Below are 21,558 nucleotides of genomic sequence, written 5' to 3'. Positions count from 1 at the left end.
AGCGGAATGGAGCAGCTATTGTCATTGACCGGTTATGTTTATGATGAAGCTCATTGTGCCAAGTGTCACAGCAGTGGGCAAAATTACTGGTTCAAATATATAGAGGAAATATTCGATGAGATGGGCCTGCGCGCTTCCAAGCTTAGCCGCAGTCAGCTGCTACAGCCTGAATCGATATCCCGTTTAAAATTTATTTTTATCGGAGAAGTTGACTTATCCGGACTGGAGAAGGAACGTCTGCATGAGTGGGTAACCTGCGGAGGTACTTTAATTGGGTTTGCAACCGGCGGTGCTGATGATTTGTTCGGAATTAAGCGTGTGAAACGTATCCTACAGGCTGACGATCATTTTACTGTCACCGGGGCCTATCAATTTAATGCCGCAAGTCAAGCTAAGGCCGATCCTCGTTACGACTATCGAGCCGCGCGGCTGTTCATCCTTTCCGATGTCGAGCTGGTGGAAGCTCTGGACGGGAGCAGGGTGGGGTCCTTCGTTAATGCAGGGAGATATGAGACGGAATATGAACTGATTGTGGAGCAGAAGGTAGGCTCTGGAAAAACCATTTTTTGGGGCTTCGATATGCCGAAAACAATCTGGACCATGCATCAGGGAAGACCGGTCGATCGGGATTGGGACGGAGATGGTTATTACCGGACCGGCGACGCGATTGCACTTGGACGGATGACCGACCTGGAGCTTCCATATGCAGATTATTGGTTGTTGTATCTGGAGGATCTATTAACGCAAGTTCCACAGCCTTTTGTTCACCAACTGCCGCCTTTTGCTGACGGCGAACTGCCTGACATGTTGTTGCATTACGGAGGTGACGATGAGTGCACACCGGGTATCCAGGTGAAAGCGTCGGAATATATGAAGGAGAAAGGGCTTGGCTACCAGATGAATATAATGCCGGATAAGTCCGGCAAGTTCGCAATCAGCGCCGAGCAATACAAGCAGATCAAGGCCAATGGGCATGATCTGTCGCTTCACTTTGATTTTTTTGAACCGCACTATCATTTCACTGAAGCCCATTTGAGAGAACAATTGCATCAATACGAAGCGGCATTCGGGGAAACGCCGGTCGCAACCGTGAATCACTGTTCGATGGTTACTGCCGGCTGGACGGACCAGGCACGATGGGCCGCGGCACTCGGAATGAAGGGAGATAACACCCGCATCCATTCCTTTTTCCCGCCAATGAATCCCATCAATTTGTTCGGATGCGGCTTCGGGACCGTTTATCCGCATTTCGTGTATGACGATCACGAGCATGGTAATGACAAAATCGAGTACGTCTATATCCCCATCCTCCTTTTTGAGCCGAGAATCTATGACCAGAGCAGGGAAGCGGACATCGCCCGAATCCGGGACTCCATTGAGCGGGCTGCGCACTTCCGTTGGACGTTGAATATTTTTCTGCATCCGATTTATCTAGTAGACGCTAAGGAAACGATACACTGTTGGCCCGCCGTTGAAGAAATTTTGCGATTTATTGAAGAAAAGCAATACCGGGTTTTGCATTATTCGACTAATGAACTATGTCTTTGGTGGTTTGATCGTGCAGCTACCTCCGTAAATCTTGATGCAACGAGTTGGGGAGATTCCTCCTCCTTAACCTTTACCGTTACTACCCCAAGCTCACAAGGCGTTTATGTGAAGCTCCCGCTTCCTGATAGCGCCAGCGAAACGGCATCGTATAAGCTAGACGGTATTAGCACACAAGGATTCGTTCAACGGAGAAACGCAAAAAAATGGCTGATGTGCTTCGTCCCGCAAGGATCGCATGACATTGAATTCTCGGTGGCATAGGTATCTCCTATAGCTAATTCAGAAAGTGAGGCTGTATTCATGAAAACTCAACAAGTTTCATTAACCGCCTATGTTTATGAAGAAGCGCTTTGTAAGGAAGCCAATCGCACGGGTAACAATTATTGGTATAAATACGTGGGGGAAATGTTCGATGAAATGGGGCTGCGGCCGTCCGAAATTTCCCTAATCGATCTCGAAAATGATGAGACCCTCTCTGCATATAAGTATATTATTGTCGGCGATTTCAATCTGAACCACCAAAGCAAGCAGCTCTTGCAACGTTGGATCGCAGCAGGGGGCGTATTGCTTGGCTTTGTTACGAAAGATGCGGACGATCTGTTCGGGATTAAACGCATTAGGACACTTAAGCAGCCCGACGATGAATTTACCGTTTCTGCCTATTACCGCTTCAATTCCATTGACGGGATCAATGCCGATCCGCATTATTCCTATGAAGGAGCGAAGCTTCCCATCATCTCTGACGTCGAGATCGTGGAGGTGGAAGGCGGCGAAAGTCTCGGTACATTGTTCGATGCCGTTCAGAAGAACTTAGGCTGCGAAGCGATTGTGAAACGCAATATCGGTCTGGGGAAGACGTATTACTTCACCTTTGACCTACTGCAAACCCTTTGGACGATGCATCAGGGAAGGCCAGTAGTTAGAGATATTGACGGCGACGGCTACTATCGGGTCGGAGATTCTCTTGCACTTGGCCGAATTATCAGTTTGGAGGTTCCTTATGCGGATTATTGGTTGCAGTTCATAGAAAGGGTATTGACGGAGATTCCCCAGCCGGTCGTCCATCAGCTTCCACCATTTGCGGACGGTTCGGTTCCGGATATGCTTCTGCATTACGGCGGTGACGACGAGTGCACGCCCGGCATTCAGGTGAAAGCCTCCAATTATATGAAGGACAAAGGGCTCGGTTATCACATGAATATCATGCCAGATAAGGAAGGCAAATTTGCCATCAGTGCTGAAGAATACAGAGCGATCCAGAACAATGGGCACAGCTTGTCGCTGCATTATGATTTTGCCACGCCCCATAATCATTTCACCGAGGCCGACGTGAGAGAGCAATTGGATCAGTATGTGGCAGCGTTCGGTGAAATTCCGATTGCAACCGTAAATCATTATTTGACACATACCGGTTGGGTGGAGCAGGCACGTTGGGCTTCTAACTACGGGGTGAAGGGTGACAATTCCCGCGCTCATTCTTTTACTCCTCCTTATAATCCTATTAATTTGCTGGGTTTTGGATTCGGCACAGTATACCCCCATTTCGTATATGACGATCACGAGCACGGCAATAGGAGGATTCCATACACTTATATCCCGATCGCCCTCTATGAGCCGCGAATATATGACGAGACACGTGATGAAGATGTCCGCAGAATCCAACAGGCACTAGACCGTGCTAGCCATTTTAACTGGACAATGAACGTATTCTTGCACCCAATTTACATTGCGGGCGATGGATGGAACGAGAACTGCCTGCCGGCTATTGAGGAGATTCTGCGTTATATCGGTGAAAAGCAGTATAAAGCCCTGCACTACTCAACCGATCAACTCTGTTTATGGTGGAATGAACGATCCGAGACCAATATTGAGTATTATGCGATTAACCATTCGGACCATGGAAAAGTAGAATCCGTCAGCTTTACGGTTCAAACCGCCAGCGCGAATGGCGTATTTGTGAAAATGCCTGTTCTTGCGCAGATTGGAGAAGAACTGAATTACGTGATCGACGGAGAAAAGCGCAGCTGCGTCATCCGCAAACAAAATGGCATCGATCGGGCCTTTTGTTACATTCCGGAGGGCAGACATCAGGTCGAGATTCTATACGCGGCCAGTGGCAAGCTTGAAGCACAAATATAGACTAGCAAGAGAACGAGGTGGCTAACGAGAGAAGGAGGTCTTGCCTATGATGAGAGGCTTAAAGGACGCAGAATTGTTCCAGCTAATGGAGAAACATTTATACACGGGAGTCATCTGCGATACGTTGGATGAATTAGGATATCGGAACCAAGCGATGAATGAGAAAATACGTCCGCTTTCGAGCGAAATGATCATTGTGGGCCGCGCCAAAACGATATTGGCAGTCGATGTGTATCACACCCATGAGAATCCGTATGAAACGGAAATCCAATCCATCGACAGCATTAAGCCGGGCGAGGTCGCCGTCGTATGCACCAACCAATCCCAGAATAATGGAATATGGGGAGAACTGCTGTCGACTGCGACTCGTATGCGTGGAGGCCGGGGAGCCATCGTGGAAGGGCTGATCCGAGACACGAAGAAAATAATGGAGATGGGCTTTCCCGTCTTCTGTACCGGTTGCAAGCCAGTCGATTCCAAGGGAAGGGGCCTTGTGATCGACTACGATTGCCCAGTTGTCGTAGGAGGCGTGCCAGTACATCCGGGGGATGTCATCTTTGCCGACAACGACGGGGTGGCTGTCATTCCTGTGGCTATATTTGAGCAAACCGTAGAGATGGCGATGTTGAAGGTCGAAAGAGAAAACCATACACGCAGGGAGCTTCTGGAAGGAAAGCTGCTTCGGGAAGTCTATGAAAAATATGGGGTGCTATAACCTTCATGGACCCGTCACAAGTCCCGATCTTCGAACCGATATCCCTTACGCCACGTTTTGAGGCAATCTGCTGCGTGGACAGTGGGTGGATACATGGGGAAGAAAAGGATATTTTAAAATGGAATTTCAGGGAAATTTATTCTACGGAACCTTTGGCAGCGGAGAAAATGATACGGGTGGCGGCGATTGGAACGGCTCATTAACCACATGTCCTTGACCTTGAATAATAGGATAATGATTCATGGCCTACAGTAAATCATATTAACGAGCAGATTGCCGGACAAGGCAACCTGCTCGTTATTTCGTTAAATCACGAGTTTCAATAAAAGGAATAAACATCAGGAGTATAGAAATTAGTGGTAGACTCATTTGGATAATATTCACAGGAGGGAAGATTATGGACCACGACTTTAAGACGGCTACTATAATAGCGATAACAAAATTACTAATGGAGCATTATGTATTTCCTGAAACAGCTCTAATCATAAAAAATGAACTTACCCAACGATTAAATAACAACGAATACGATGATTTTAAAGACCTATCATCGTTTGCAGAACTGTTAACATCACAGTTACAGGGCATTTCTCAGGATAAGCATTTACAAATACGGTATAGAATGGAAGAACCTCAGGTCGAGAATACTCAGGAAGATAATAAGATACATCACGATAAGTTCTTAACAATGATGAGGTTGGATAACTACGGATTCACCAAAATCGAGCGGTTAAAAGGGAATATCGGATTTTTGGAATTTCAAGCATTTATGCCGCCCGAACTTGCTGGCGAAACGGTATCAAGTGCAATGACGTTCCTTGCAAACACATCCTGCATGATAATTGATTTACGGAATAATTTTGGTGGATCTCCGTATATGGTAGCATTCCTCTCAAGCTATTTGTTAGAACCATCCCCAACGCATTTGAATAATCTCTATTGGAGAAAAAATGGTGAAACTCAGCAGTTTTGGAGTCTACCCTATGTCCCTGGAAAGAGATTCGGTGGTACTAAGCCATTGTACATATTAACGAGCCGGAAGACATTTTCAGCTGCTGAGGAGTTTACTTACAACTTACAATCAATTGGTCGTGCAATTGTTGTAGGGGAACGTACTGGAGGAGGGGCTCACCCAGGACAAATGCACAGAATAAACAGGGATTTTGAAATGTTTATCCCTAATGGTCGTGCAATAAACCCAGTTACTAAAGGCAATTGGGAGGGAGTGGGAGTTCAACCTGATATCGAAGTTCCACAAGACGAAGCATTCGGTGTTACATACACAACTCTTCTTGAAAGTGAACTGAAGCGTCTATCGGACAAGCCAATCTCAGGATATGAAAGATTAGTGGATGAAATAAAACAAACACTCGAGAAAGAAGTTGTTTCCTGAAGAAAGGAGGAAAGTAGAATGCTAGAATTTATCACTGAGTTGCCAGCTAATAAAGTTATTGGCGGAGTACATTGTGTTCCAATCTTAGATAATGGGAACTTAGTAATGGTCTGGGATAAGGAAGAAAAAGTATTAACAACAATCGGAGGACGATTAGCTAAGGACGAATCAATTTTTGATGGCCTCGATAGAGAGGTTATGGAAGAAGCAGGTTTAATATTGTCAGAAGAAAAAACACTCTTCGCAAGTTGGTATTGGAAAGAATTCGACGCGTATAGGCTATATTATTTAGTTAAGGTGGAGCAATTTGTAGAAATTCCGAACGGTTTTGAAACAACAGGATACGTGATTACGAATTTTAAAACAGCTATCGACATGATAAAGAAAATTGAGGGAAGACAGGAACGAATAGAAGTAATCAGAAGAGCAGGGATATTGTCGGGGGAACTTCTAGAAGAGGATACTTAGCTTTGCCACCGCGTTTTCGTGATTTGCGTTGAAACTAAAAGAAATGAAGGACCCAGACTCTGAAATTAATACGCTCATTAATTCACTACATTAAATAATGCATTGGGCTGCCGTAAGGCGGCTTTTTATCATTAACGGGCAGAAGGGGTGACTGCTAGAAATGATTGAAACATATGGTAACATCGGAGCGTTTAATAATTGTTGAGTTGTTTATCTCACCGAGAAGAAGGAAATATATGATGAGAAAAATAATAATGTTGATTTTGCAGTCATGTCTAGTTTTAAGTATCATGACGATCTTCATTTCTTCTACAGTCTATGCTTGTTCATGTGCTCAACCCCTAACTGTCGAAGCTGAATTCACTCGTTCGGAAGCAGTTTTTGCTGGTCGTGTCCTTGAAGTGAAGGAGCAAAGGAACTTCAATGGAAGTATGACGAAAGCTGCACTATTCGAGGTGAGCCATATTTGGAAAGGTGGATCAGAATCTCAAATCATTATTCACACGGGAAGCGGTGGAGGGGATTGTGGATTTCATTTTGAAGAAGGTAGGGAATATTTAGTCTATGCCCATCCATCGACGATGTACGGAGACAAAGAACTTCTAGTTACCATAATTTGCAATCGGACGAATGTATTGGATCAAGCGCAAGAGGATCTAGCTATATTAGGTGAAGGTAAAGTGCCAACTGAACATGTAAATCTTGTAGGTGAACTCTACCGTACACATCCATTATTTGGTTTGCAGTTATTGGAGTTGGGGTAGGAACGATGATTTTCCTTGTTTGGCGAAAACTAAGAAAATAACTAATAATCGACAAACAATCGGGATCGTTTTTATGACTGAGGATGTCGACGATCATGTTTATTTATGTTTTTTGGTCAATTTTCTGCTGGGGGAATGACTTCCTATTGGGGAGAAGGCTCTATTATTCTTGAATGTTGATTTCTGACCAAAAGAAAACCACCCTAACACTGGCGGTTAATTTTGAACGATTGTTTTCTGTTAATTAAAAAATTAAGGTTGCCATATTTCCCAAAGGTTACCGTCAGGGTCATAGAACTGTAAGTTTGGACCACATGTTTGCCGTATTTCGCCTAGGATGTTCACGCCGTTTTCCTTAAAGCGTTCGTACAGCTCTTGGATACGAGGAGTTATGAAGCACGCCACGGCATGACGTTTACCTCCGTCCGATGTCCATGAAAAGCCTAATCGACCGCCTTCTTCCCCCGACTTGTGAAGGAAAAGCGCTGGAACAGCCCCAGTAGGCCCATGAGGGTTGCCTTTTGAATCAGGAAATCTTAAGATAGCCATCCCCATCCCAGGCTCAACACGATGGTTGTTGGCTGGTTGGCACCCTAAATTCTTTTGATACCATTTAATCGACTCGTAGACGTCACTCACTGGAACGTAAATACAAGTCATGCCAGTGATGTCTTCCAACTTTTCCTCCACTTTTCTTTCTTCGTTTACTTGCATTTGTCCACCTTCTCTTCTCACAGACTTTTAAAACAAACTTGATATAATTTCTACATCCAACCATCATTTTCCTTTTTTGCTCAATATGGCCTTATTCGGTCAAACATACAGACCGAAAATTGAGGCACATATACACGTATGGTATAGTAGAAAATAAAAGGGAGGGATACTCATTGGATAAAGATATTCACGGTAACGTTCTGGACGAAGAAACTCATCTATGTACTACTGATGGCACAGGACGTAAAAGCCATCATTCCGATAAAGTCAAATCCAGTCTTACGAATCGATTGAAGCGCATCGAAGGACAAGTTAGAGGAGTACAGGGACTTATTGAAAAGGACGCGTATTGCGATGATATATTGAACCAAATTTCATCCATACAAGCAGCATTAAATGGAGTAGGAAAGCTGCTGCTGGAACATCATTTGAAAAGCTGTGTGGTCGAAAGAATCAATGAGGGAGATACAGAGGTCATCGAGGAATTAATGACAACTATAAATAGGATCTTGAAATAATCGTACAGAACAAACATCAGAAATGATGTTTTTTTAATCTAATCAACTATAGGGTACAGGGGTATACTAAATAATTATTGACTTAATATAGGGTAGTGGGGTATTCTATAGTCAAATAATAACATTATCCGAAGAAATGGAGAGAACAAATGAAAAACATTGCGGTTATTTTGTCCGTTATACTCGCTGCAAGCTTGCTTTCTGCTTGTGGCAACACAAGCTCTAAAGAAGGAATGAATCATGGTTCTGGGCATGATCAACACAAAGGAGGACCTGAAAGTTCACAACAGGCACAACCGGATAACTTACTTGCAAAGTTCATTCTCCCCGCCGGACAAACAAAAGCAAACGAAGACACGGAGTTAAAGATTCAAATAACGGATGATAAAGGAAATCCGGTCAAACAGTTTAAGGAGACTCATGAAAAGCTTCTGCATCTCATTATCGTTGATGACAATTTAGGATACTTTAACCATATTCATCCTGAGTACAAGGGGGATGGAAATTTCATAATAAAAACCCAGTTTCCATCAGGTGGCAAGTACAAATTATTTGCTGATTTCGCCCCAATGAATGGCTCAACCGTTACTAAAAGCGAAATGGTGAATGTAGAAGGGAAAGCAGGAGAACATGTTTCATTGAAACCCGACACTAAAATGGTCAAACAAGTAGCGAGCAAAGAAATAGAACTCCAACTAAGCGGAACTAAACCGAATCAAGATGTGAACTTGAATTTTAATATACGGGATGCTCAAACCAAGCAAGGCATTCAAAATCTGGAGCAGTATCTGGGTGCTGTAGGTCACGTGGTAATTATATCTCAAGATGCCAATGAGTATTTGCACGTACACCCATTGGAGGAAAAAGCGAAGGGGCCGGATGCCAAATTCGGAACATCATTCCCGAAAAGCGGAGTATATAAGATTTGGGGACAGTTCCAGCACAAGGGAGAGGTTTTTACAGTTCCTTTTACAGTTGAAATAAAATAACGGAGATCAAGCTGGAGGGAAGAAATCATGGGAGAGAAAACAAAGATAGCCGTTTCACCATCCATTCAAGTTGGGGGAAGTTTGTTTACTCCAGAGCAATTAGCTATGATTGGGACTTTAGCTGGTCCGAACAGCAAGATTGAAATGACTCCTTTCCAACAACTGTATATAGAAATCGAACAAGATCGAGTCGAAGATGTAAAGAAAAATCTTGAAAAGGCTGGATTGGGGGTTTACCCGTCAGGATTTACCGTAAAAAGGCTTATCGCTTGCAATTTCTGTAAGGGGGCTGAAGAAGCCGGTTTATTGACAGCACGTATATTGAATAAAGCAATCGTTGGAATTGAAACTCCAACTCCTATCAAAGTAGGCTATGCAGGCTGTGCGCTCGGTACCAGTGAGCCGCTGCTCAAAGATATTGGAGTTGTAAAAATGAAGAATACATTCGATATCTATGTTGGCGGTGATCCTAAGGGCCTTAAGGCTTCGTTCGCGAAGTTGCTTTTGTCTGGAGTCGCTGAGGAGCAGATCGTGCAAGTTGTTACTAAAATCATAGCTTATTATAAAGAACATGCTAAAGGTAAAGAAAAGTTCAGTAAGTTTGTTGACCGCATAACACTGGAAACTTTAAAGCAAATCATGGTTTAAGAAAGGCTTATTCAACCTATTCTCAGGAGGAATGAACAATGAATAACGTTATATTAAAAGTTGAAGGAATGTCTTGCCAACATTGCGTGAATTCTATTGAAGAAGCTTTAAAAACTATTGGGGCTCAGGGCAATGTAGACTTGACTTCTGGTTCTGTTACCGTGGAATACGATGATAATCTGGAGTTAGATAAGATCAAAGAGGCCATCGAAGAACAAGGGTATGATGTTGTGTAAGAAGTAGTTAACAGCGAGTAATATTGAGTTGGGTTATCGGATGGAGGAGTTAGAAATGGAAAAGATGCAAGCCATAGAACAACAACAACAAACTACTTTGCAAATTACTGGTATGACTTGTGCAGCTTGTGCAAACCGGATTGAAAAAGGATTGAATAAACTGGAAGGTGTCGCTGATGCGACAGTGAATTTTGCTCTTGAGCAGGCTTCTGTTACATTTGATCCAGCCAAAACGGATTTAACACAAATGGAAAATAAGATTCAATCGCTCGGATACGACACGGTAAAGGAAAGCATTGAATTTCAAATTACCGGCATGACCTGCGCTGCCTGCGCTACCCGCATCGAGAAGGGGCTGAATAAGCTGTCGGGTGTAGGAAAAGCAACAGTCAATCTTGCGTTGGAAACCGCTCATGTAGAATATACGCCGACCCGCGTGTCTGCTGAAGATATGATGAAAAAAGTGGCGCAGCTCGGATATAAAGCGGCTCCGAAGCAAGAACAAAAAGATAACGGGGATCACCGGATTAAGGAAATCAAAAAACAGAAGCGCAAGTTGATCGTTTCCGCCGTTCTTTCATTTCCGCTGTTGTGGGCCATGGTCAGTCACTTTTCATTTACTTCATTCATCTGGTTGCCCGATTTGTTTATGAATCCCTGGTTTCAGCTGGCTTTAGCTACTCCTGTACAATTTGTGATTGGAAAACAGTTTTACGTAGGGGCTTATAAGGCTCTTAGAAACGGCAGTGCCAATATGGATGTGCTTGTTGCACTTGGAACATCCGCGGCGTATTTTTACAGTCTTTATGTAACGTTTCAAACTTTGGGGGGACAGGGTCACCATCAAGTAGAGCTTTATTATGAAACAAGTGCCGTACTTATCACGTTAATCCTTCTTGGAAAAGTGTTTGAAGCCCTCGCCAAGGGTCGTTCTTCCGAAGCTATCAAAACATTAATGGGCCTTCAAGCAAAGACCGCTCTGGTGATTCGCGGCGCTGAAGAGTTGATCATACCGGTAGAAGATGTTGTGGCCGGGGATATCGTCGTTGTGAAGCCTGGCGAAAAAATACCGGTTGACGGAGGAGTCGTAGAAGGTGTCTCAGCAGTGGATGAATCGATGCTGACAGGTGAAAGTATCCCGGTAGAAAAACGCGTAGGCGATACCGTAATCGGTGCTACGATTAATAAAAACGGGGTTCTCCGCATTAAAGCGACTAAGGTCGGTAAAGAAACCGCCCTGGCTCAAATCATCAAAGTGGTGGAGGAAGCACAAGGATCTAAAGCTCCTATCCAACGAGTAGCAGATGTGATTTCAGGCATTTTCGTCCCTATCGTAGTAGGAATAGCTGTCGTTACATTCCTCGTCTGGTATTTCGCTGTTGATCCGGGAAGCTTCACAGGCGCCCTGGAAAAGGCAATTGCAGTTCTTGTTATAGCTTGTCCTTGTGCACTTGGGCTCGCAACACCGACATCCATTATGGCAGGTTCAGGCCGTGCAGCGGAGTTAGGGATTCTCTTTAAAGGCGGAGAACACCTGGAAGCGACACACCGGGTAGAAGCCATAATTTTGGACAAAACAGGTACGGTAACAAAAGGCAAACCTGAGCTTACAGATGTACTTCCTGCAGACGGTGTTGAGAAGCTTACGCTTTTGAGATACGTAGGAGCTGCAGAAAAAAATTCCGAGCATCCGCTGGCCGAAGCGATTGTGGCGGGTATCAAAGATCAAGGCATTGAAATTCCTTCTGCCGAACATTTTGAGGCTATCCCGGGTTTTGGAATACGAGCTGTTGTAGAAGGCAAAGAACTGCTCATCGGTACACGCAAGTTGATGGCCAAGTATAATATTCAAGCGGAGTCTGCTTTTGACACCATGAACCGTTTAGAGGAATCGGGCAAGACGACGATGTTGGTCGCTATGGATGGGGTCTATGCCGGCATGGTTGCCGTAGCAGATACGATCAAAGAAACATCCAAAGAAGCCGTGCATCGCTTGAAAGAGCTTGGAATCGATGTGATTATGATTACCGGAGACAATGAACGAACTGCCAATGCCATAGCGGCACAAGCGGGGATCGATAAAGTTCTCGCAGAAGTACTACCGGAGGGTAAAGCTGCTGAGGTAAAGAAGCTGCAGGATGCAGGTAAAAAGGTAGCAATGGTTGGAGACGGGATCAACGATGCGCCCGCACTGGCAACTGCTGATATCGGGATGGCAATCGGAACAGGTACAGATGTGGCAATGGAGGCCGCTGATGTTACGCTCATGCGCGGTGATTTAACAAGCATTCCAGATGCCATATTTATGAGCAAGAAAACGATGGCCAACATTAAACAAAACTTGTTTTGGGCGCTGGCCTACAATGTCATCGGCATACCTATTGCTGCACTGGGCTTTTTGGCCCCATGGTTAGCAGGAGCAGCAATGGCCTTAAGTTCTGTATCCGTTGTATTAAACGCGTTAAGACTGCAAAAAATTAAACTTTAAAAGCATTAAGTAGAAGGAAGACTAGAACGATGGGTCTTCTTTTTTTTGATATACATTCTAAACTAGATCTTACCTTCAAGGAGCTGTCAGCTGAGTTACCCTAGGTCATAAATATTGACATAACGGCATGGACTTTTATATGCTAAGGCTATTGAAATGAATAATTGACAATGGGGATGCACTCCACACCTGCTGCGCGCCAGCTCGTTTGGGGTGTTTTTTAAGCTCTGGGTCTCTTGAAAGAGGATCTACTCCTTATTCATTTGTATATCATTTCACAAAGGTGGACTGTACATTGCTCTTTTTATATTACTGTCTTGTTTTTATAACCAGTTTTGTCTTCATGAGCTTTGAAATCGTGGGGATGCGCCTAATTGCCCCTGAGTACGGAAACACCATTTATACTTGGGGAGCTGTCATTTCTTTTTTTCTTATTGGTTCCACGTTGGGTTATTGGTTTGGCGGAAGAATCTCGGATTCCAACACAAGTGCTACTAAAATCAAACTCACTCTTGCTATTGCAGCAGTGTCCTTAGCAACGGTTCCGATCATGGCGAAAGTCGTCTTTCCGCTGCTTAAGAATTTGCCAGGGCATTTACCTTTATTGTTAGCAGCGACTGTCCTGTTTGTAGTGCCCACCATTTTTTTGTGTGCGGTGATCCCGGCGCTGACCAAAAAAGGGCTGGATATTGAGTATAACGGACGAAGGATCGGAAGCTTACATATCTGCTCGGCTTTGGGCAGTATTTTTGGTACACTGCTCACAACGTTTATCATCATTCCTTATGCATCAATTCCAGGTGTCATTTGCACGCTTACGCTTATGCTCGTCGTATCTTTGATTGTTTACGATTGGAATGACAACAAGCGTTTATCGGTAAAAATCGTCCCAATCGCCTTAGCCTGTGTGTTACCTTTCATTACGATCAGTGATCCTGTGCAAGACGGGGCCAGATTAATTGAAAAACGTTCGAGCCCATACCATGACCTATTCGTTATTGATACAAACCAATATGAGGGTGAACAAGGTAACTTCCGTATCCTGCAATTCTCGGATAAGTTGATTCAAGGTGCAATTGACTTAAACAATCCCGACCGTATATTGTTTTCCTATATTGCAACAAAACTCGAAATGTTGGAGCAATATAACCCTGACTTCAAAGATGTCTTTATGATAGGACACGGGGTAGGGACCATAGCAAATAAATATAAAAACTCGGACAAACGCTTTAAGGTGGCTGAAATTGATCCTGAAGTGGTGAAGGTGAGCAAACAGTATTTTGGGTATCAACCCGATAACGTTGTCGTGTCGGATGGCCGGCGGTTGCTCGTGAACGAACCCGATCAAAAATACGACTATATCTTGCTTGATGCCTTTAGTGCCGATAGCATACCATTCCATCTCACAACGAAAGAATTCTTCCAAATTGCTAGAGAAAAATTGAAGCCGAACGGTTATGTCATAACGAATGCGATTGGAGCAACAAAAGGTGACCAATTGGTAAATGCGATGTTCAGAACATTAAAGGAGCAGTACTCTTTCGTGAGTGCGTACACGCTTGAGCCTGATTCCCAAGATTCGCAAAATATAATTTTGGTCGCAAGCGCATTGCGAATTGAGTCTCCCCAATTATCACTTTATCATGAAGTGAAGCTTGAGGAAGGCGAACTGATAACAGATTCATCACCACGTTTTCCGAACCTGAACTAAGACAAAATGATGGTCATCCCCAGTTGGTTAACCACAATGCAAGCCTACGTTCCTATTAAATCGTCGCGTATTGTTAAGCCGTAACCTTATGTGCGAACAAAATGGCTCCGCAAGATGATCAAGTCATCTGCGGAGCCATTTTGTTTCAAGCCTATCCTTTTATGCTTAATAATGAGGCTATCACCCAAGGCTATGAGTCTATGTAAAAGAATATCGACTCTAGCGACTTGTTGAATCGGATGCCATGTCCTATTTTCAGATAATTCCGAAATAATATTACGAGAATACATAAATAATCAAAAATAAAATTTCGGAAGTGTTAAGTTTGAAACATTTTTTTTGGAAAATTCATGATAAAATGGCTCTCGTGGGATAGGGCCCCCCATTAAAACAAAAAGATAAAGCACAAACTAAGGAGTGGAATGACAAGGTATGAACTTATTATTCAAAGCAAATAAAATCCGTCTAATTGCGTTTGTAACAGCTTGGTTTATGCTGCTTAGCAGCATTGGTTTAGTGGCTATGCCAAACCAATCACAAGCAAATGCGGTAATCACTGCCTCGGCGACGGCCAACCCGGCTGCGGTAGTTCCAGGGTCGAGTGTTACGATTCAGGTAAACGTTAAGTCAACTGAGCCGAAATCGATCTTGGTAGATGTGGAAGTTTTCGATTCCTCGTACAAACGAGTAGGCCAAATCGTGGTCGATCAGATCAACGTGACGGCTAATGAACCCACAATAGTACCTGTTGTCTGGAATGTGCCAGCTACTATTTCTGAAGGTAAATATATAGTCAGTCTTGGGATTTTCGGGGCCGGGTGGAATTCTAATATCAATGAGTGGTTTTCAGCAGCGGCTTACATCCAAGTAAGCGGGAACGGCCAGGAGCAATCGATTCAGGCTCCAACCGGTTTGAATGCAATCCCTGAAATCAACTCCATTGATTTGACATGGAGTGCAGTTGATGAAGCTTCCAGCTACGAGGTGGAAACTGATGGTTCTGTAATCGGTGCCGTGTATTCAACCTCCTACAAGCATTCAGGTCTTCTCCCGGAAACCATGCATACCTACCGGGTACGCGCTAAAAACACCGATGAAATCAGTGCTTGGAGTCCAACCATCACAGCTCAGACTAAACCCGATCCAACCGTTCCTTCCGATAAAATAAAAATAAAGCTCCAGACAGGATCGGAGAGCTCTTCCTCTATGTTAGGGCCAAACTTTGCCATCCATAATACGGGCAATCAACCGATCTCGCTAGAGCAGCTTAAGTTACGATACTATTTTACGCTAGAAGGTGAGGGTACTCCGCTGTCTGCCGGATTTTGGAGCTCAGCACCGCAGACGAATGTCCGATTCGTGAAAATGCCTATCCCGGCTGGTAACGCCGATCATTATGTGGAATTTAGCTTCGCCGGGGAGTCCGGAGTTCTTGCTGCTGGTTCTTTTGTCCAAATCAATACTTGGATTAATAAGAGTGACTGGTCGGCTTTCAACCAGACAAACGACTACTCGTTTAACAAATCGTCGGAGCTTGTCTATAGTAGCTCGGTTACCGCTTATTTGTCCGGTGCTTTGATTCATGGCAACGAGCCGGCATTGCTCGATATTCCAGCATTTCCATCCCATATTGTCGCTTCTCCATCCGATACGGCCATTACTTTATCGTGGGAGCCCATTGAGGGTGCTACTGGCTATTTAGTATATGCTGATGGGAAGTCGTTCGAAGTGACTGGTACTTCCTATACGCAAGAATGGTTGAAATCAGGTACTAGACATACTTACAAATTGAAAACTAAGATCGGAGCAAGCGAAAGCGTCTGGAGTGCGCCACTTTCTGTAAAAACGACTGGGCTGCAAAACATCCCTGCTCCAGTAAATCTTAAATTGCAAAAAACGGACACCAGCATTACCATTTCATGGGAAGCGCCTGATGCTGTTATAACGGGATATGACATTGAAGCAGACGGCAGCGTGCTGAACAATGGTGTGAATAAGTCTTACACGCATGATGGGTTGCTGCCGGGCTCCCTGCACACTTACAGGGTGCGGGCGTACGAAGATTCCACAAAAGGTGAGTGGAGCACGCTATTGACACAAAACACGACCAAAACCCCGTCAGGTACTTTTGACGTGCATTTTACAGTAGACACTACAGCAGAGCGGGCTCCAATCAGCCCCTATATTTATGGTACGAATGATGATTTGACGGATACGGAAGGCTGGACCTCCCGACGCATAGGCGGCAATCGCCTTACGAGTTACAATTGGGAAAACAACGCTTCGAATTCCGGTGATGATGAAGGCTTCCACAGCGATTCATATGTCGCACATTTCTACGGCGGCGTCCCCTGGAGCGAAGATACAACGACGAAGCCAGGTGTCGGCATTACAGGTTTTCACGATAAGTCGTTAGCCGGAGGCGCCTATACAATCGCTACTCTTCAAGCAGCCGGCTACGTGGCAAGGGATACGAACGGTTATGTAACCGAGGCCGAGATGGCTCCGTCTCCGAGATGGGTGGAGGTGAAGCCGGAAAAAGGAGCGCCATTCGATGCAACACCGAATCTGAACGACAATGCAGTATATATGGATGAACTGGTGAACTTCTTGGTCACCAAGTACGGCAATGCGAGCACTCCGACTGGTATTAAAGCTTATGAAATAGATAACGAGCCCGGAATTTGGTCGAAGACGCATAAGTACATGCATCCTCAGCCTCCAGGAGCGGAAGAAGTGCTGAATAAAGGTATTGCGTTGGCAAAAGCAGTTAAGAAGGTGGACCCTTACGCCAAAATATACGGGCCGGTCACATTTGGCTTCGATGATATGTACAACATGCGCGGTGCCCCCGATTGGAGTACGCTTCAGGGTAATTATGCATGGTACCTCGATTATTATTTGGATCAATTCCGGATGGAAGCTGCCCAAAACGGAGGTAAGAGGCTTCTGGACGTTTTGGATATTCACTGGTACCCAGAGACGACCGCAGGAGGCTACCGAATTCAGGATTACCGCTCGAACGACAATTTGGAAACGAATAAAGCACGTGTGCAGGCGCCTCGCCAGCTTTGGGATCCGAGCTACTCGGAGTCGAACAATTGGCTGTTTGACTTTTACAGTGAGTTTTTCCCGCTGATTCCAAGGATGCAGCAATCAATCGACTCTTATTATCCGGATACTAAAATTGCATTTACCGAGTACAATTTCGGCGGGGAGAACAACATCTATGGCGGCGTCGCACAGGCGGATGTACTTGGCATTTTCGGAAAATACGGCGTAGAGGATGCGAATTTCTGGAGAATGACGGGCGGGGTGACAGCATCGACTTACATTTCTTCAGCTTTTAAACTCTATACGAACTATGACGGCAGCGGCGCAAAATTCGGGGACACGACCGTCAAAGCTGAATCTTCAGATATTGAGAACAGCTCTGTTTATGGGTCAATATCCCAAGATAGCGACAACAAGCTGCACTTGATCGTCATGAACAAAAATAATGAATTCGACATGAACGCATTGTTGAAAATTTCCGGTAGTACGGCATATAAATCGGCGCGAGTCTGGGCATTTGACGGCAGCAGTGATCAAATCAAGGAGCTGGATCCGATCATAGAAATCAGAGACAATTCTTTTTCGTATAACATCCCGGAATTGACTGTTTGCCATATCGTTCTAAGTGCAGAATAAGAATTAAGGTCAAAAAGCGGCTTGCAGTCATCGACTGAAGGCCGCTTTTTTCGCTTCGCTTAAGCATTTTTGCTCTAGAGTGTCTTTTGTGTTTCCAGAAATTTCAGCTGCAAAATCCGCCATCGAGTTCTTTGGGCTCGTTTGAACTTTTGCAACTTCGGGTATAACCCTAATAATATAACCACCGTCTATGCAGACACAGTTACCCGAGGAGGAGAAACTATGAAATGGATAGGCAGACAGGGAAGTGCTAACGTTGAGGACCGTAGAGGAATGGGCGGAAGAGGGATCGCCGGTGTTGGTGGCGGGCTCGGCTTAATTATAGTTCTTATCATGACTTTGCTTGGCGGCAATCCGGGGGACCTGCTGAATGACCTGCAGAATACAGGCTCTAGCAACGCTCCTTACCAGGAAACCGCTCAGGAGAAGGAAGTGTCCCAATTCGTCTCAGTCGTTCTGGCAGATACAGAGAAGGTATGGGCAGACGTATTCCGTAAGGAAGGTATGGAATACAAGAATCCGGTTCTAGTATTGTACTCTGGCACTGTGCAGTCCGCTTGCGGTTCAGCCAGTTCAGCCGTGGGGCCCTTCTATTGTCCGGGAGACTACAAACTTTACATTGATCTGAGCTTTTATCAAGAGCTTCAAAACAAATTTCAAGCACCAGGCGACTTTGCAATGGCCTATGTTATTGCTCATGAAGTTGGACACCATGTGCAGACTTTGCTCGGAACTACGGAGCAGTTAGCGTCTTACCGTTCGAAGCTTAGTGAGACGGAGTATAATAAATATCAGGTTCGATTTGAATTGCAAGCCGACTATTTGGCAGGTGTGTGGGCCCACCATGCTCAGGGAATGGATGTGCTCGAAGAAGGGGACATTGAGGAAGCTTTGACTGCTGCTAGCGCAGTAGGGGATGACAGCATCCAAAAGAAAACCCAGGGATATGTTGTGCCAGATAGCTTCACTCACGGGACATCCGAGCAGAGGAAGCGTTGGTTTAATAAAGGCTATCAATCTGGCAACTTAAAGGACGGCGATACTTTTAATGCTTTAAATCTATAAGGGGACCAGGCTGACAATATTTTCGTTTTTAAGTTAAAACATCGCCACTTTGTTGGCGATGTTTTTTTCTAAACAGGAAGATGAGAATCACTTGCCATCATTTTGAAAAATCCTTTTAAGTAGAGATTGAAAGGAAGTGTTACTCAAGAGTCAATGTTGTAACCTGGGCTGTACATAATCATTAATATTGCTCCTCTTACTGAGAAACGTTATAATTTAACATAGTCACAGCTTGTAAATAGATTTAACTATCATATATATAGTAAATAAATATTTTAATCTATAAATAATAGTGATAAACTATGATAGGTTTATTATTGATTCAGAAAAGGTGTGTCACTAGGTCGCGCTTTGGCTTGGTGTGACGCTTAAGCAGGAGCGCCTACATCCTTTCTGCAAATTTCAGGGTATAAGGATGGTAAAAATGAACAACAGAGAAACTAAAACAGACGTCATCTTAATTGGTGCCGGAATCATGAGTGCGACTTTAGGGACACTTCTGAAAGAATTAGTACCGGCATGGAAAATTACAGTGTTTGAAAAGCTCGAAAATGCAGGTGAGGAAAGCTCTAACGAATGGAATAATGCAGGAACAGGGCATGCGGCACTGTGCGAGCTTAACTACACTAACGAAAAACCTGACGGATCTATAGATATTAGCAAAGCTATCAAAATTAATGAACAGTTTCAGCTTTCCATGCAGTTTTGGTCTTATCTTGTAAACAGCAATCTAATACGCAATCCGCAGGACTTTATCATGCCATTGCCTCATATGAGTATGGTACAAGGGGAACAAAATGTAACGTTTTTAAAGAAACGTTTTGAAGCGATGTCAAATAATCCTCTGTTTCAAGGGATGGAATTTTCCGATGACCCTGGAAAACTGATGGAATGGATTCCGCTTATTATTGAAGGTCGTCCATCTAATGAACCTATAGCAGCAACCAAAATTGACTCTGGAACTGATGTCAACTTTGGTGCTTTAACGCGCATTTTGTTTGACCACTTAAAGAGTAAAAACGTCGATATCAAATACAAACATAGCGTTGACAATATTACACGTACTAGTGACGGCTCGTGGGAATTGAAAGTACGTAACGACAGCGGTAACGTTGAGCGCCATTCTGCAAAATTCGTCTTTATCGGAGGCGGGGGAGGAAGCCTGCATTTACTGCAGAAATCCGGTATTCCTGAAGGAAAACATATTGGAGGATTCCCGGTAAGCGGAATATTTATGGTGTGTAAGAATCCGGATGTTGTAGCGCAGCATCATGCAAAAGTATACGGCAAAGCTAAGGTTGGAGCTCCTCCAATGTCTGTTCCTCATCTTGACACAAGATTTATCGACAATAAAAAATCGTTGCTATTTGGACCGTTTGCCGGCTTTTCACCAAAGTTTTTAAAAACCGGTTCAATGTTTGATTTGGTAACTTCCGTAAAACCGGATAATCTCGTAACTATGTTGTCGGCAGGTGCAAAAAACATGTCTTTAACTAAATACCTGATCGAGCAAGTTATGTTATCGAAAGAAAAGCGCATGGAAGAGTTGCGAGAGTTTATCCCGAACGCCAGAATTGAGGATTGGGATTTAGTAGTAGCAGGCCAACGTGTGCAAGTTATCAAAGATACTGAAGCTGGGGGCAAGGGCACCCTTCAATTTGGTACGGAAGTTATTAATGCCGCTGATGGCTCGATTGCAGCATTACTAGGTGCTTCTCCTGGTGCATCTACGGCTGTTCACGTTATGCTTGAGGTAATTAAAAAATGCTTCCCGCAACATATGAAAGAGTGGGAACCGAAAGTTAAAGAAATGATACCTTCTTATGGCGTGTCACTATTGAAAAACCCAGAGCTTATCGACGAAATTCATACTTCAACAGCGCGGACGCTTGGTCTAATCGAGAACGTGCCGTTACAGATTGCACGCAGAACTGTATCATAAATAACAAGTTTTGATATGAGAACGATGGCAGCAATCTGTTGAAGATTTAATGGCACAGCGATCGATTCCAGTTATTTAGTGCAGATTTCCATAGACGTGGTTATGGCATTCAATCAGGGGTTTGCAGAAATGCGAATCCTTTTTATTTTTTTTTTGAAAACAGGCATGATAAAAAGACTACGACGCTTTTTAGAGGCAGGTGAAAATAACGATAGGCTCCAGGATTTTATTTCCACTTGCAATGCAGTTGTGTTCCATGTTACATTGTTACTCCGGCCGAGAGAGAGACACACGCTGGGAACGAGATTGTTCCTTGAAAACTGAACAACGAACGTGCAAGTTTAAAGGTCTTCGGATCTTTTACAATAGCTAGACTCGTTTTAAGAGCAAGTCAAATTTCTACCCCCTTTATTGGGATAATGTGGAGAGTTTGATCCTGGCTCAGGACGAACGCTGGCGGCGTGCCTAATACATGCAAGTCGAGCGGATCATTCCTTCGGGAATGGTTAGCGGCGGACGGGTGAGTAACACGT

At 44.2% G+C, this 21,558-nt stretch carries 16 protein-coding genes and 1 rRNA gene; 16 read left to right on the top strand and 1 reads right to left on the bottom strand.

The window, feature by feature from the left end; genetic code table 11:
- Positions 1 to 6 precede the first annotated feature (6 nt).
- The 6 genes from AC58QD_RS00085 to AC58QD_RS00060 all read left to right on the top strand — a co-directional run bounded on the left by AC58QD_RS00085 (position 7) and on the right by AC58QD_RS00060 (position 7,024).
- Positions 7 to 1,809, top strand: a complete 1,803-nt coding sequence (locus tag AC58QD_RS00085) for a hypothetical protein (protein ID WP_497328730.1) — start codon at positions 7 to 9, stop codon at positions 1,807 to 1,809.
- A gap of 39 nt (positions 1,810 to 1,848) precedes the next feature.
- Positions 1,849 to 3,687: a hypothetical protein gene (locus AC58QD_RS00080; RefSeq protein ID WP_497328728.1), complete on the top strand. Its 1,839-nt coding sequence runs from the start codon at positions 1,849 to 1,851 to the stop codon at positions 3,685 to 3,687.
- Between the two features lie 46 nt (positions 3,688 to 3,733).
- Positions 3,734 to 4,402, top strand: a complete 669-nt coding sequence (locus tag AC58QD_RS00075; protein ID WP_497328726.1) for an RraA family protein — start codon at positions 3,734 to 3,736, stop codon at positions 4,400 to 4,402.
- A gap of 397 nt (positions 4,403 to 4,799) precedes the next feature.
- Positions 4,800 to 5,792, top strand: a complete 993-nt coding sequence (locus AC58QD_RS00070; RefSeq protein ID WP_497328724.1) for a S41 family peptidase — start codon at positions 4,800 to 4,802, stop codon at positions 5,790 to 5,792.
- Positions 5,793 to 5,810: 18 nt separating this feature from the next.
- Entirely contained in the window at positions 5,811 to 6,260 is a 450-nt protein-coding gene (locus tag AC58QD_RS00065; protein WP_497328722.1) for an NUDIX hydrolase, read from the top strand.
- 236 nt (positions 6,261 to 6,496) lie between these two features.
- The gene (locus AC58QD_RS00060) at positions 6,497 to 7,024 is read left to right on the top strand and encodes a hypothetical protein (protein ID WP_497328720.1); all 528 of its coding nucleotides are present in this window, start codon (positions 6,497 to 6,499) and stop codon (positions 7,022 to 7,024) included.
- A gap of 252 nt (positions 7,025 to 7,276) precedes the next feature.
- Here the strand turns inward: AC58QD_RS00060 and AC58QD_RS00055 are convergent, their stop codons facing one another.
- The gene (locus AC58QD_RS00055; RefSeq protein ID WP_497328718.1) at positions 7,277 to 7,738 is read right to left on the bottom strand and encodes a VOC family protein; all 462 of its coding nucleotides are present in this window, start codon (positions 7,736 to 7,738) and stop codon (positions 7,277 to 7,279) included.
- A 200-nt stretch (positions 7,739 to 7,938) separates the two neighbouring features.
- Here AC58QD_RS00055 and AC58QD_RS00050 point away from each other — a divergent pair, with 200 nt between their 5' ends.
- The 10 genes from AC58QD_RS00050 to AC58QD_RS00005 all read left to right on the top strand — a co-directional run.
- Entirely contained in the window at positions 7,939 to 8,256 is a 318-nt protein-coding gene (locus AC58QD_RS00050; protein WP_497330024.1) for a metal-sensitive transcriptional regulator, read from the top strand.
- A 149-nt stretch (positions 8,257 to 8,405) separates the two neighbouring features.
- Entirely contained in the window at positions 8,406 to 9,245 is an 840-nt protein-coding gene (locus tag AC58QD_RS00045) for a DUF8832 domain-containing protein (protein ID WP_497328716.1), read from the top strand.
- A 27-nt stretch (positions 9,246 to 9,272) separates the two neighbouring features.
- Positions 9,273 to 9,893, top strand: a complete 621-nt coding sequence (locus AC58QD_RS00040) for a nitrite reductase (protein ID WP_497328714.1) — start codon at positions 9,273 to 9,275, stop codon at positions 9,891 to 9,893.
- Between the two features lie 38 nt (positions 9,894 to 9,931).
- Positions 9,932 to 10,129 (top strand): cation transporter, encoded by a 198-nt coding sequence (locus AC58QD_RS00035; RefSeq protein WP_497328712.1) that lies wholly within the window; start codon positions 9,932 to 9,934, stop codon positions 10,127 to 10,129.
- 64 nt (positions 10,130 to 10,193) lie between these two features.
- Complete coding sequence (locus AC58QD_RS00030; RefSeq protein WP_497330022.1) at positions 10,194 to 12,617, top strand: heavy metal translocating P-type ATPase; 2,424 nt, start codon at positions 10,194 to 10,196, stop codon at positions 12,615 to 12,617.
- A gap of 343 nt (positions 12,618 to 12,960) precedes the next feature.
- Positions 12,961 to 14,328: a fused MFS/spermidine synthase gene (locus tag AC58QD_RS00025; protein ID WP_497328710.1), complete on the top strand. Its 1,368-nt coding sequence runs from the start codon at positions 12,961 to 12,963 to the stop codon at positions 14,326 to 14,328.
- 432 nt (positions 14,329 to 14,760) lie between these two features.
- Positions 14,761 to 18,018, top strand: coding sequence for a glycoside hydrolase family 44 protein (locus tag AC58QD_RS00020; protein ID WP_497328708.1), 3,258 nt, complete (start codon positions 14,761 to 14,763; stop codon positions 18,016 to 18,018).
- 222 nt (positions 18,019 to 18,240) lie between these two features.
- The gene (gene ypfJ, locus AC58QD_RS00015) at positions 18,241 to 19,083 is read left to right on the top strand and encodes a KPN_02809 family neutral zinc metallopeptidase (protein WP_497328706.1); all 843 of its coding nucleotides are present in this window, start codon (positions 18,241 to 18,243) and stop codon (positions 19,081 to 19,083) included.
- Between the two features lie 424 nt (positions 19,084 to 19,507).
- Positions 19,508 to 21,025 carry a malate:quinone oxidoreductase gene (locus AC58QD_RS00010; RefSeq protein WP_497328704.1) on the top strand — a complete coding sequence of 506 codons (1,518 nt, stop codon included), beginning with the start codon at positions 19,508 to 19,510 and terminating at the stop codon, positions 21,023 to 21,025.
- 418 nt (positions 21,026 to 21,443) lie between these two features.
- Positions 21,444 to 21,558, top strand: a 16S ribosomal RNA gene (locus tag AC58QD_RS00005); the annotation flags it as partial.

It is taken from the genome of Paenibacillus sp. J2R1T-4 (assembly GCF_059692235.1).
Note: the sequence above shows the minus strand (reverse complement) of the source record. Positions and strands in the feature narration are given on the sequence as shown.